The sequence below is a fragment of the Paenibacillus sp. NPDC056579 genome (assembly GCF_042793215.1).
In the GTDB taxonomy this organism is placed as follows: Bacteria; Bacillota; Bacilli; order Paenibacillales; family NBRC-103111; genus Paenibacillus_S.
The window spans coordinates 523,464-537,046 of the sequence record NZ_JBHTVD010000002.1 but is presented as its reverse complement, the minus strand read 5'-3'; the positions used below and the strand labels follow the sequence as shown (position 1 = coordinate 537,046).

The following is a 13,583-nucleotide window of genomic DNA, read 5'->3' as shown; positions in this document are numbered from 1 at the left end:
GCCTCCAACGCGTCCGGAGCTTGCCGGCTGCACGGGCTTCCCTGGCCCCGAGGGGTGCCCTTTTCCACCGGATACCTCAGTGCCTGCCCGCTGACTCTCCTGGCCACCCAGTCCGTTCAAGCGAACCGTCTTCATCTTCATACGGTCACCCCCGCAGTCTGCAGCAGCTTCGTATCCCGTACGTCTTCCCTGCCGCTTGTCTTATGCTGGAACTGCTTGAGCTTCGACATGTATTCCTGCACTACTTTGACAAAAGACGCATGAGACCATGTCAAAGGCGAAACAGACAACGGAGAGCCATTGAAAGGATGCACCTGCTCGGCCAAAATCCCCGTCAGCAGTGCGTGCTTCATGGTCCAGCGGATCAGCTCCTCCGCTTCTTTCAGCTCCTGCTCGCTTTTGGCGGTGGCGATCACCCACTCCGCATACCATAACGTGCAGATGAACCACGGATTGCCGGGAACCTTGCCGATATCCTTGGTAACCTGATGGTAATAATCGTTGCTGTAACGGGCGATGCCTCCGACCTCCGTCTGCACCCACAGCTTGGAACGGATCTCCTTCATCGTCGCCGCAATTCTCGGATCGTCCGGGGCGAACAAGCCGAAATCGAACAACGCATACATGCTGGCGTCCAAGGTTAAATCCTGATCGTACGTATTTTTCTCCCGGTTCCAATACAGCGAGCGGACGAACCGTTTCTCCTGTTCCGAATACATATGCTTCTCCACCGCTTTTTTGATGCTGTCGGCGGCATCCCGGTAATAGATCATCCGCGCTTTATCATGAAAATATTCCGCGAATTTGCTTGCCGCAAGCAGCCCTGCATAGACGCTGGATACGGTAAAGGCGTGCACGCCGTACCGTTCCTCCCACAGGTCGTACGACGGAAGGGGCAGTCCGGAAGCGTCCTTGTAGCTCGCGAGGAATCCGGCCGCCGGGACGACGAACTGATCGTAATCCTCCCTTGCCGATTCGCCCGTTTTGGCCAATTGATGATGATGCCATAACGTATAGAGAACGAGTGCGGTTTCATCCTCTTGAATAGGCAGCTGCTTTTCTCCTGCGTCGTTAATCCATGGGTGCCAGCTCGATCCAGGGGAACCGTCCGGATTGTACTTGTGCAGCAGAAATCCTTCCGGTGTCAGAGCCCTTTTGCAAAATTGATAAAATTTGTTCGTAAGCGTCGAATACCCGGACCGGTCAAGGGCGTGGGCAATCAGCGCCCCGTCTCTCGGCCACATGTACGAATACGTATCTCTTGCAAATTTAAGAATGTCCGAATCGTTGGCCGCGACGATCGCGCCGCGGTTGTCCATGTTGGAGCGCACCACGAGCAAGCTTCTTTTATAGAAAGAAGCCATGTCCTCATCCAAAAGGCCTACATCATGACGGTCACGGGCCAGCCATTGCCGCCAATAGTCGTAAGTGCGCTGCAGGAGCTTCTGGGGAGCCGCTTCGCGCACCGCCTTCTCCATGTTCTGGACTTCCTTAAGACTTCTCGCGAAGCAGATCCAGAACCACGCTTCCGCCGATCCGTTAGCGGGAAGCTTCAGCTCCAGCTCGATCGTCCCGTCCACCGAGCCCTGGGCAATCGGGTTGCGCCCGAGCTGACCGTCCTGCGCATCTCTCCACGTTCCTTCGAGACCGTTCATTTCCTTCTGGCCGATGGCGAAGCTGGTGCACCCGAACTCCTTGCTGCCGGCAGGATGACATGAGAGCGACAAGTATCTGTGCCCCTTGTAAAACAGGAGCGATTTCAGATCCGGGTCATAATAAACCGTATCCCCGACCCCATTGCCGTTCAAATGCAAATCGAGATGAAAATACAGCTTGACCGTCCGTTCTACGTCCCTCAGGTTTTCCACCGACACCTTGCGGACGAATACGTTCTCCTGCACATCCACTCCGTCTCGTAAATGAAGCTTTAAGCCGAGACGCTCATGGACGCCTTCGAAATTCGTTATCATCGAATCGTTCAAATAGGAGCAGCTCTTTTTCATCTCCGGGTGGTCGATCCAGAAGAAATCTTCAGCCGTCCATACGCCAAAATGCGATAAATGATCCGCAGCCTGATTTTCCTGTCCTACGAAAGGAAAATACATATCCCGCAAATTATAATTCGTATCAAAATTGACCAGTACATTCCCGTTGCCGAGCGGTAAATCGCGTGCCATCTGCAAAGCTCCTCCTTCCTTATCTCCCCATAATTTCCCCGAATCCAAGTACAAATTATGCAACATGCAGCCTTTACCGCAAGCCTCTATTGCATCGTGAAGTACCCGGCTCCTCCCTGGTTCATTCAACAAAAAAAAGCATGCGGACCAGCCCGCATACTTGAATTCAAAGCGTTTTGTTATTTACGTTTTCTTCCGTGCTTGACCAGCGTCATCCGCCGCGAATGCCTCAACCAGGAATAATAAGCTTTCAAATCCCTTAACTGAATATCCTCGGACACCCTGCCAAGAAACGTTACTACGATCATTTTATGTAAAGGATTGCCGGCGATATCCGTTTCATCCTTAATCGGCATGAATTCCGCGACCATAACCAGGTCTTCGTCGATTAAATAAACATCCTTCTCATTTTCATAATACGGATGGACTCTTTCGTGCTTCAAGGCATCCCACAAAAAGGAGCAAATGTGCTCGATTCCTCCTTGATCGCTCTCGACACGTTCGGACCATCGGGACAGGGCATGGCTGGTAATGACGATATCCGCGATCTTGTATCCGTTAAAATCCACATAAAAAGGCTCGTACGTGCTCCAACGGTTCATGATCTTATCTCTCATTTCCATGGTCTCCCTTCATGATGTTACAAACTGTCCCTACCTAAATGTAGTATTTATACTACATTGCGTCAAGAATTACTTTATTTTATTAAATAAATTTTAGGTTCATGCCTCAAAAAGTACAAATATTTTACAATTGCTATTTATTTTCGCGACATCCTCATTTACAATGTTCTAAAGAGAGGTGATTACATTGGGACAAACCATCCCTGATTTCGGCAAATTTCTGGAAGGCTTGCGTGGAAATATGTCATTACGAGAGGCTGCCAAGAAAAGCGGCTTATCTCATGCCTATATTCGTGATTTGGAGCTAGAGAAAAACCGTTCCACCAACGAGAAGATTACCCCGTCTCCCGACACGCTAAAAAAATTGTCCGCGGCCTACGGCTACCCGTATACCGAGTTGATGATAAAAGCAGGGCATTTAATGGAGAAAGATATCGCAACGACAACCTCCCCCAGCATCAAAATTGATTTGGCCCAAATTTACTATATTGAAGTCGGCAACAAGGAAGTCACCTATTATAATGAGCAGCTGAAAGGAAAACGGACCATTGATTCGCTTCGTGATTTCAGCGCATTTCTCGATATGCTGGACGAGCATCATTTCAAAAAGGTCGATGCGGATGTCTACGCAAACTTTCAATTGATCCGTAAGTACGACGACAAAACGGGAACCTTGCATTTCGATCCGCTCGGAATAGGCTTGTCCGTTACGATGTCTATGCTTCGTCAGCGCAAATATCACGACCTGATTCTTCGCACGATAGCGATGAACAACCAGACGAGCCTGGAATTTTCCTTCGGAAAATGCAGCAATGTGAATGCGTCGTTCATCAACGGCTAACCTGGCGAGTAATTATCATTCATTTCGATAGGAATCGTAATCTTTCTGAATTACTAACGCGCGTTAGGCAGCTTGATTGTATTGAATTTTACTATAAATATATCGATCCGTCACCGCAATTATGACTAAATCTATGATTTTATTTTATCAGTCTATCCGTGCTAGGTTAAGCGCGATAGGCTGATTTCTTTTGGCGGCGGGAACTTCTTCCAATGTCTTCTTTCCTGTTCATTTTTATTGATTTACGTTGTCTTTCTATCGTATATTTAAATAGATTCACCGTTCCTACGTAATTTTTCTAATTACATAATGGAAGTTCATATATTGCCAGCAATAGGCTATCGTCACGGCAGCCTGAATCCTTCTCTTATCGGAGCTGAAGAAGTATGCAGAAAATTCCAGTGACGCGAGACGGCAAGAGAGGGTCGGAAGTCCTAATCATCGATGTGAGTCATGTAGTCAAAATAGACAAGCTTCGCGAACGCGAAATTGTTATTCACACCAAAGACCAGCAATACTATCTCGATGTTTCCTTCGATAACATGGAAGAATGGCTCTTTGAGGATGGTTTCCGGCTCTTGGACAACGCGAATCTCGTCAACATGAACCACATTGCGGATTACGACCAGAAGAAAGGCATCGTCTTTCTTGGCGAGAAAGACCGTAAGCATGCCATAACCGCTTCCGCCGCTCATATTCACAAAGACCACATACAAAATGTAATGCAGCTGATTCAATCTGCAGACCCCTCCGCCGCCGATCACAATCCCTCACACCATGAAGAACTGTTTGCCCGAATGATCAATGAGACACAAGATGATTCCTTGCTGCGTTCTTACGCTACCATTCATGCGATGAACGAGCGCAAGCGGGCTGAGGAACAAATTGTTCATATGGCTTACCACGATGCATTGACGAATCTGCCGAACCGTTTGTTTTTCGACGAGCGTCTTTCTTCTTGTCTGGAGGGTGCGAAGAGGACCGGGGAGAAGATGGCGATATTATTTTTTGATCTGGACCGCTTCAAGGTCATTAACGATACGCTCGGGCACCATGTCGGAGACCGGCTGCTGCAGGAATTTGCTCACAGGCTGCGCGTTTATGTCAAAGAATATGATGTCGTTGCCCGCTTTGGCGGAGACGAGTTCATGATCCTGCTCTCCCGATGCACTCATTCCGATGAGGCTGCGCAGTTTGCCAAGGGTATTTTTCAGCTGCTTAAAGAACCGTTCCATATCGAGACACATGAGCTGTTCGTCACCGCAAGCATCGGGATCAGCCTATTCCCCGACGATGGAACCGATACGGAAACCCTGCTCAAGAACGCCGATAACGCCATGTACCGCTCCAAAGAGAAAGGTGGGAATTCGTATCATTATTACCATCCGGATATGAACAAGCGCTCGCTCCACAAGCTGAATATGGAGATTCATCTTCGCAAAGCATTGGAACGCGACGAGCTCAGGATCGTCTATCAGCCGATAGTCGACCTGCAGAACGGGCACATCGGCGGGATGGAAGCTCTCGTCCGCTGGGAGCACCCCGAATGGGGCATGATTCCTCCATCCGAATTCATCCCGCTCGCCGAAGAAACCGGACTCATTATTCCGATCGGCAGCTGGATCTTGAAGCAAGCCTGTCTGCAAACCAAGCGCTGGCTCGATCAGGGGTATCCCCCCCTCTGTGTCTCGGTCAACATATCCGCCATCCAGTTTCATCAGCGGCAGTTTATCCCGATTCTAGAGGAGGTTTTGGCGGAAACGGGGCTTTCCCCTTCGCTGCTCTGCCTTGAAATAACGGAGAATGTAGCGATGAACAACGTTCCGCTCATAGTCGAGACCATGCACAGGCTGAAGAAGCTGGGCGTCCGCATTTCTATTGACGATTTCGGCACCGGCTACTCTTCCTTAAGCTACTTGAAGCGCTTTCAGGTAAATACACTTAAGATCGATCAGTCGTTCATCCGCGACGTTACGACGGATGAGGACAATGCCGCTATTGTGACTGCACTCATAGCCATGTCGCAGCAATTGAAAATCAAAACGCTGGCCGAAGGGGTCGAGACGAAGGAGCAGCTGAACTTTTTGCTATCCCGGGGCTGCGACGAAATCCAGGGGTACATCTTCAGCAAACCGGTCGCTCCGGAGGAATTCGAGCTTATGGTGAAAGAAAATAAATCCATCTTTATTTCCAGGTAGAGGAAAAAGAAAACGACACAAACTGAAACTTTTTTCTCTTTTTCACGTTTATAAGTTGAATACTCCATTTTTTTGAAGGGAACGAAGATATGTCTGCCAATTTATCGAGCAGTCCGAAGACGCACACCACTGCGGCCGCAAGGAAGCTTCCTTCCTCCAAAAAGAAGAAAAAACGCTCCTCGGCCCTTGCGACATTATTTTTTTATACGGTCTTTGTCCTGCTATTGTTCGGAATGTTGTTCAGTCTATGGTTTTTCCTTACCCCGTCGGGAACGAATTTGCGCTTCTTGATGGCCGATACGCTGATTACGACGCAGCATCGCCATTGGGCAGCCTATTTGATCGGCAATGACGAACTGGAGAAGCGGGTCAACCGCTACTGGAAGCAATTCGATCTTTACACCGAAGTGAAAGAGAACAAAGATCTGGTACAGGTGAACAGTACGCCGGCCGTAGCGCAGGTCGTCCAAAAGCCGACCGTCGAGATCGAGCCTATCGAAGGGACGAATTTCAAAGGGAAGCTGCTCATCGTCAACGATCCGAAGAAGCTTCGAATCGCCGTTCCGGGAAAAGCCGGCAAAGGCGAAAAGGTATCGTCCATGGTGAAGCGCCTCGGTGCCGTTGCCGGCGTGAACGCAGGCGGCTTTGTCGATCCGGAGTGGAAAGGAAACGGCTTCCAGCCTACCGGCCTGGTCATGTCCGGCGGCAAAATCTTCTATAACGACGGCGGCATGAATACGCCGAACCATATTGTCGCCATAGACAAGGATGGCCGGCTTATTGCAGGGAAGTACAAGCCTTCCGAGCTGCTGCAGATGGGCGTACAGGAAGCGGTGACTTTCGCGCCGCGGTTCATCGTTAACGGAGTCGGACAAATCAAAAATGCCGCCGACGGCTGGGGGATAGCCCCTAGGACCTGCATAGCCCAGAAGGAAGACGGCACGATCCTATTCGCCATCATCGACGGCCGTCAGCCAGGACATAGTATCGGCGCGACCTTGTACGACATTCAGAAAATATTCCTTGAGCACGGCGCGATTACAGCTGCCAATCTGGATGGCGGCTCGTCCACGGTGCTCGTTCACAACAACGAGATCATTAACAAGCCGTCAAGCGAATACGGGGAAAGATATTTGCCTACCGCCTGGCTCGTGTTCGAGCATCCGGAGCAAGCCGATATCCGCAACATATGGGAAGGGCTCGATCCGAGTAAAATCGATCCTTCTAAATGGTAAAGAAACCATCCGAACATCGTGCTGCCGCACCTTCGTCCGGATGGTTTTTTCGTTACCCATTTATGTTCGGTAAAACGATAAACGCATCAGTATCTTTCCAAATGGCGATAAAACCTGCCTTACTTGCGAGTGAGTTGTGCTCAAGCAAACTGAGAAAGTTCGCTCATCTTCGTAATGTGCTCCGATAGGCACTTATCTCATTCGTAACGTTATTTATCGGATGGTTCGGATTGCTGATGATCCTGCTCGACAATCGTAGCCGCTACAGGGACTTCAGCAGCTTCATCAGCCTTTCCTTGCTTCCAGGCCAATGCTTTTTCTTTGACCTTACCGGCCCATTCGGTAGTTTGGCTGCCGATAATTTGAGTTTTCTCCGAAATCGTACCAGCCAGCTGCTTCGATTTATCGATTACGTTCTCAGCAACGTGCTGTGTTTTTTCCGAAATGGTTTGAACGCCTTCCGCCAAATCGCTTCTTAGCTCGCGTCCGGATTTAGGCGCAAGCAACAGCGCCGTTACCGCTCCGAGTACCGTACCGACGACTGCTCCGACCAACAAGTCTTTTCCTTTTTTTTCAGCCATTCTGATCCTCTCCTTTAAGCTCTTGATCATTCGTCCTGCTTTCGGGTTGTAAGTTTTTCTGAGCTTGCCACCGTTGCCACAGCTGAATTCCGGTTGTCGTCAGCTCTATCAGATCTTTTACCGTATCCTGCCGGCTATGTAGCGATTCCCGAGCCTCCAGAACGGTATCCGATAACGTGCGGGAGATCAGCTTCACCGAATGGGATAGCCTGTTGGCCGCATCCCCTGTTTGCTCCAATGCAGCTACGAACCCATCGGTTGCCTTCAATCTCCTCTGTACGTCCTCCAGCACTTCTCTGGAAACGCGGATCGTACGGAGCGATTCATCCGTTGTTTGCTCCAGCTTTTGCTGAATCTGACTTATGCTCTCTTGCGCTTGCTTCATCGTCCTGCGAGATTCCAGCAATACGAAGATCAATAAGCCGATCATCACGATGAAAGCAAAGGAAGCCAAGCTGACGCTGATTTGCCACATCACGCCTCGTCACCTCCCTCCAACCTCTCTAGACGAATGCCTATGGAATAGTACATTATAAGTAGCTGCCCCCCGTTTTGACACTGTAAATTTGAAAAAAACGCAAAAAAAGACCTGGACGAGGTCTTTTCTTGAACAGAAACGTATGAAATTGGAGGAGCTGCCGGGCGGATGGCAGCAACTGAGTGATGCGGACTCAGGATCCGCTATTTTGCCGATTGCAGGGTTATTTCCTCAGCTTCAGCTGCTCCAAATAAGCAGTCACTTTTTGTATCGCATCGTCCGGATCTTGTGCTGCCAGCCGAACCTGCCCGCTCTCCGGCCGGGAGCTCGAATGCTCGTAACGCGGATCGTAATAATGCTCCAGCAGCAAGGCAATGGCTTCTGCAAAATGATTCATTAAGAGCTGCCGCTCGATTTCCGCAGCGACAGGAGTATGGATGCGCCGTTTAATGCGCTCATATGCGTCAATGCACTCTTTGTTGTGCTCGGACGGGTTGTATTCTTCGATAATATGGCGAATGCGCGCCTCCATGGGCATCTCGATATGAAGCTGAAGCCCCTGCTCCTTGCCCTCGGTAAGAAAGTCGGGCAGCACGACCTTGCCCACCCGCTTGCTCTCCGCTTCCATCAAAAGATACGGCTGCTCATTATGACGGAGCAGCTCATCGAGCAGCAGAGCCTCGAATGTTTTCTGATTATTCGGCTTTAAGCCGATTTGGCCGAAAACCGAACCGCGGTGCCCCGCAAGCTTCTCGATATCGAGAACAGGATACCCCTGCTCCGCCAGCTTGCGCAGCAGACGGGTTTTGCCGGTCCCCGTGTAGCTGCTTAACACAATAAGGCGCGGCTTCAGCTGGAACTGCTCCAGCGTCTCGACGACCCATTTCCGGTAAGCCCGGATGCCGCCATGGAGCCGGTACGACCGGATCCCCATCAGCGATAACACGGTTGCCGTCGTCCTGCTGCGCATCCCGCCTCTCCAGCAGTACACGGCCTTGCGCGAATCGATCTCCTCAAACTGCTTGACAAACGTAGGCAGCTTGGCGGAAATAATCGCCAGCCCCCGGTCTTTGGCCGCCTGAAAGCTCTCCTGCTTGTAGATCGTGCCGATCTCGGCACGCTCCTTGTCGTCCAGCAGCGGAATATTACGGCTGCCGGGTATCGTGAAATCGTTGAACTCGCCGGGCGAGCGGACGTCAATCAAGGTCAGCTCGCCCTTCTGGCGCTGCTCCAGCAGCTCTTCAACGGTGATGTCCTGAAACACGTTGCTTCTCTCCTTCTAGCCGGCCGGGAGCATCCGACCGGCCGATGCATGGGGTATCGCTTGGTCTGAGGCGCATGCCGCCAAGCAGTGGGATGCCGCCCCGCCGTACCGCGCGGGGCGGGTCCTGGAGGGCTACAGCGTCTCCACGACGCTGATGTGCCCCGGATGATCGGCGACGACTTCGCCGATCATGGCCGCTTCGACGCCTGCTTGAAGCAAGCTTTCAAGCAGGCTGTCGGCATCATCGGCTGCTGCCGAGATCAGCAGCCCGCCTGAGGTCACCGCGTCGCACATAATCCATTGATCAATCTGATCCATGGATGGTGCGAAGGTGACCGTGCCTTGCAGGTGCGCATAGTTGTTCTTGGTGCCTCCCGGCACGAAGCCGGCCTCCGCGAGCTCGCGGACGCGCGGCAGCACCGGCACCTGCGAGAAGCCGATGCGCACCCCCACACCGCTGCCCTTGGCCAGCTCAGCGGTGTGGCCCAGCAGGCCGAAGCCGGTCACATCCGTACAACCGTTTACGGTGTACGGCTCCATCACTTCGGCCGCGGTTTTGTTCAGCGTGCTCATCACCTGCGTGACACGCTTCACTTCATCCTCGCTCAAGGCATCCTTCTTGATCGAGGTGGTCATGATGCCGACGCCGATCGGCTTGGTCAAAATCAATTTATCGCCGGGCTTGGCTCCGGCGTTCGCTTTTACTTTATCCGGATGAATGATACCGGTTACTGCAAGGCCGAACTTCGGCTCATTATCGTCGATCGAATGACCGCCGACCAAGGTCGCTCCCGCTTCACTCACTTTGTCCGCCGCTCCCCGCAATATGTCGGCGAGCACCTGCTTGTCCAGCTTACTGATAGGAAAAGCGACGATGTTCAGTACCGTCAACGGTTTGCCTCCCATTGCGTAGACGTCGCTTAACGCGTTGGCTGCCGCGATCTGACCGAATGAATACGGATCATCGACAATCGGCGTGAAAAAATCGACCGTTTGAACGAGCGCCAGCTCATCCGTCAGCTTGTACACACCCGCATCGTCGCTCGTATCAAGCCCTACAAGCAAATTAGGGTTCGGCACGGACGGGGGCAGCGTACGAATGACCTGCTGCAAATCGGCAGGTCCGATTTTGCAGCCGCAACCTCCTTTGCTGGATAGGGATGTCAATTTTACGCGTTGCGCATTGGCTTCGCTCATGGAATGCAGCATCCTTTCTATGGAAAGATTCGTTTTAAACCTTACATTAGCACAGGTTTGCCGAAAAATACAGGTGCAGCCTGCCGAACTGCCGCTTCTTTTCCTTCTTTCCCGGTTGCGGTATATTATATTCATATTATATTCATACCGTCGTGTCTTTTTGGAAGGGGGAGCCTATGCTGATCAATTACGAAAAACGCGATTTGGAACGCGCTGCCGTCACTATACTCATCGCTTTGTACAATAGGAACCACTCGACCAAGCTGCGACTCCTCTATCAACAGGATAAGCCTGATGCCGTTTTGCAGGATTCGAATCATCGAAAGCTCGGCGTCGAAATTACCCATCTGTTCTACGATTCCGAGGAAGCCAAAATGCTATTGGGCCGTTCCCGGGAAAACGTGCACACTGAAGAAGTCATTGAATTGCTTATAAAAGAATTAAATAACCGCATTATTAAAAAAGAAGCCAAAATCAACACATACTCGACCCAATATCCCGTTTCGCTCATTATAAGAAACGCGTCCCTTGCGTTCGGCATGTCGGATATATTAAGCGTCAAGCATCTGATTTATAAGCCGCAAGGGAAATTCGTCAATGTCTGGTTTCTTTCCAGAGATGGCACGGACGAGTGGCTCCTAATAGATTTGAATCATTTGCCGGGGTAATGGCAATTTGGGTTATTATAAACGGAACGGCCGCCGTCACGCCTTCCCAGCCGTAGTTGAGGGCGAATCGCATGATCGTGGTAAAAAAACCTCGTACGCTTACCAGCAAGAGCGCAAGGCTTTGCTGACCAAATCCTCGCGCAGATCACGCCCGGATTTGGGGGCAAGCAAGAGAGATGAGATTTGCGGTTTACTCCGGCTGGTAACTCTTGGGCGCAATCAACGCCGGATTTTACCGGCATCCATGGATGCGGCGGCCGCTGGAGTTGAAACAGTAGGTAAATATGGTACGGTCGGTCGATCGATGGACGAGTGACGGTGAAGTGATGGTGATCAAAGAACCGGTGTCAGCGGATTTTCCGCCTTACAACGTGCGATTTGGTCACCGTCCTCGCTGTAACGCGGTTTTTCCGTGTTACAACACACCAACTGGCCGGATTCTCCACAGACTTCGTCTTGTAAAGCGGATTATCCGCTTTACAACGTGCGATTTGGTCACCGTCCTTGCTGTAACGCGGTTTTTCCGTGTTACAACACACCTCTTGGCCGGATTCTCCACTGATTTCGTCCTGTTAAGCGGTTTTTCCGCCTTACAACGTACGATTTGGTCACCGTCCTCGCTGTAACGCGGTTTTTCCGTGTTACAACACACCTCTTGGCTGGATTCTCCACAGCTTTCGTCCTGTAAAGCGGATTTTCCGCCTTACAATTCTGCGATTTGGTCACCTTCCTCGCTGTAAAGCGGTTTTTCCGCCTTACAATCTGCGATCTGCTCACCTTCCTCGCTGTAACGCGGTTTTTCCGTGTTACAACACAACTCTTGGCTGGATTCTCCACTGTTTTCGTCCTGTAAAACGGTTTTTCCGCCTTACAATCTGAGAAATCTGCTCACATTCCTCGCTGTAACGCGGTTTTCCGTGTTACAACACACCTCTTGGCCGGATTCTTCACAGACTTCGTCTTGTGAAGCGGATTTCCCGCCTTACAATCTGAGATCTGCTCACCGTCCTTGCTGTAACGCGGTTTTTCCGTGTTACAACACACCTCTTGGCCGGATTCTCCACTGATTTCGTCTTGTAAAGCGGTTTTTCCGCCTTACAATTCTGCGATTTGGTCACCTTCCTCGCTGTAACGCGGTTTTTCAGCGTTACAACACATCAACTGTTCGTGTACACACCGCCCTCCCTCACTTTTTCCATCTTCCAGCCGGAAGCATGCTGCCGCCCAGTAAGATGTCCCCACAGCCTGGAGCTTTGTCTCCAGTTTGTCCGGTGATAGACGGCGCCCCTCGGTCTATGAAATTCAACCCAAATAAAAAAGCCGGCGGCTGCAGCAGCAGCGCCAGCTTTCACAATTTACTGTTCAAACCGTCCGCTCTCCATGATGAGCTTATCATCGATGTAGACGTTCGGCTTGGTCACGACGCCGTCGATATGGACGCCGGCCGCGATCGTTCCGCCGAAGGTGTTGTTGCTGCCGAAGGCAACGTGGATCGTGCCGTACACCTTTTCGTCCTCCAGCACGACGCCGGTGATTCGGGCTTTATCGTTGGTGCCGATCCCGAATTCCCCCAGCTGCCGGCCGTCACCGTCGCCAAGAATTTGCAGCAGCCGATCCGCGTCGGCGCCTTCTGCGGAGACAATGCGGCCTTTCTCAACCGTGATCACCAGCGGAGATTGCAGCTTACCTATTCCGGCTACCGAGCCGTCGATCACGATCTGGCCTTCGGCTCCTCCTTCGACAGGAGCGATGTACGCTTCACCGGACGGCAAATTGCCGGATTCACCGGGATTCAGATACATGCCAGTGCTAGGCACCCCGTTACGGCCTGCAATCGAAAACGACAGACTGCGGCCGTCCTTTTCGATCCGCACTTTTTGACCATCGGTCAATATATCCGTTACTTTCTCCGTCAATGCCTTCACCTGCACATAATCCGCCGATATGGCTCCTTCCAGGAACATATCCTCTGTAATTCCCGGCATCGTTGCCAGCCTTGCGCCTGCAGCCGCCGCTTGTTTACGTGCTTGCGTGTGCGTCAAGGAATGCTTCGTGATGCACACCACGACATTGGAGTTGGCCATTGCGATCGCTATAGGAGCCGGGGGCTCCTCGCCCGACTTCGTTCTTTCCTTCATGACCGCAAGCATGGACTCTGCTCCTAGCTGCTTTCCGGCTTCGTACAAAGCCTCGGCAAGCTCTTTTTTCACATCGTCCGTTACTACGAGGAACGTCTCTCCCGCTTTCAATCCGAGACAGCTTTGCAGCACGTTTTTACTAATTTCCGTTAATCGTTCTTTCATCACTATTCATCCTAACTT

Annotated in this window: 11 protein-coding genes; 4 read left to right on the top strand and 7 right to left on the bottom strand. The window is 51.3% G+C overall.

What is annotated here, in order from left to right; genetic code table 11:
- Positions 1 to 137 precede the first annotated feature (137 nt).
- Both ACFQ88_RS09940 and ACFQ88_RS09935 read right to left on the bottom strand, forming a co-directional pair.
- Entirely contained in the window at positions 138 to 2,177 is a 2,040-nt protein-coding gene (locus ACFQ88_RS09940) for a glycoside hydrolase family 15 protein (protein WP_379453991.1), read from the bottom strand.
- A gap of 179 nt (positions 2,178 to 2,356) precedes the next feature.
- On the bottom strand, positions 2,357 to 2,794 hold the full coding sequence (locus ACFQ88_RS09935; RefSeq protein WP_239633372.1) for a hypothetical protein: 438 nt from the start codon (positions 2,792 to 2,794) through the stop codon (positions 2,357 to 2,359).
- Between the two features lie 184 nt (positions 2,795 to 2,978).
- On the opposite strand from ACFQ88_RS09935, the gene ACFQ88_RS09930 reads away from it, so the two are divergent.
- The 3 genes from ACFQ88_RS09930 (at position 2,979) to ACFQ88_RS09920 (ending at position 7,074) form a co-directional block, all read left to right on the top strand.
- Positions 2,979 to 3,641, top strand: coding sequence for a helix-turn-helix domain-containing protein (locus ACFQ88_RS09930; RefSeq protein WP_379453990.1), 663 nt, complete (start codon positions 2,979 to 2,981; stop codon positions 3,639 to 3,641).
- A 386-nt stretch (positions 3,642 to 4,027) separates the two neighbouring features.
- Positions 4,028 to 5,839 (top strand): putative bifunctional diguanylate cyclase/phosphodiesterase, encoded by a 1,812-nt coding sequence (locus ACFQ88_RS09925; protein WP_379453989.1) that lies wholly within the window; start codon positions 4,028 to 4,030, stop codon positions 5,837 to 5,839.
- 89 nt (positions 5,840 to 5,928) lie between these two features.
- Positions 5,929 to 7,074 (top strand): phosphodiester glycosidase family protein, encoded by a 1,146-nt coding sequence (locus ACFQ88_RS09920; RefSeq protein ID WP_379453988.1) that lies wholly within the window; start codon positions 5,929 to 5,931, stop codon positions 7,072 to 7,074.
- 209 nt (positions 7,075 to 7,283) lie between these two features.
- On the opposite strand, the gene ACFQ88_RS09915 is transcribed toward ACFQ88_RS09920, so the two are convergent.
- The 4 genes from ACFQ88_RS09915 to selD form a co-directional block, all read right to left on the bottom strand.
- Complete coding sequence (locus ACFQ88_RS09915) at positions 7,284 to 7,655, bottom strand: YtxH domain-containing protein (protein ID WP_239633368.1); 372 nt, start codon at positions 7,653 to 7,655, stop codon at positions 7,284 to 7,286.
- On the bottom strand, positions 7,648 to 8,130 hold the full coding sequence (locus ACFQ88_RS09910) for a DUF948 domain-containing protein (RefSeq protein ID WP_239635322.1): 483 nt from the start codon (positions 8,128 to 8,130) through the stop codon (positions 7,648 to 7,650). The genes ACFQ88_RS09915 and ACFQ88_RS09910 overlap by 8 nt, the downstream gene beginning before the upstream one ends.
- 226 nt (positions 8,131 to 8,356) lie before the next feature.
- Positions 8,357 to 9,397, bottom strand: a complete 1,041-nt coding sequence (gene mnmH, locus ACFQ88_RS09905; RefSeq protein WP_239633367.1) for a tRNA 2-selenouridine(34) synthase MnmH — start codon at positions 9,395 to 9,397, stop codon at positions 8,357 to 8,359.
- Between the two features lie 132 nt (positions 9,398 to 9,529).
- On the bottom strand, positions 9,530 to 10,594 hold the full coding sequence (selD, locus tag ACFQ88_RS09900; RefSeq protein ID WP_239633366.1) for a selenide, water dikinase SelD: 1,065 nt from the start codon (positions 10,592 to 10,594) through the stop codon (positions 9,530 to 9,532).
- 176 nt (positions 10,595 to 10,770) lie between these two features.
- Here selD and ACFQ88_RS09895 point away from each other — a divergent pair, with 176 nt between their 5' ends.
- Positions 10,771 to 11,262, top strand: a complete 492-nt coding sequence (locus ACFQ88_RS09895) for a hypothetical protein (RefSeq protein WP_239633365.1) — start codon at positions 10,771 to 10,773, stop codon at positions 11,260 to 11,262.
- Between the two features lie 1,355 nt (positions 11,263 to 12,617).
- Here ACFQ88_RS09895 and ACFQ88_RS09890 read toward each other — a convergent pair.
- Complete coding sequence (locus tag ACFQ88_RS09890) at positions 12,618 to 13,565, bottom strand: aminopeptidase (protein ID WP_379453987.1); 948 nt, start codon at positions 13,563 to 13,565, stop codon at positions 12,618 to 12,620.
- Positions 13,566 to 13,583 lie beyond the last annotated feature (18 nt).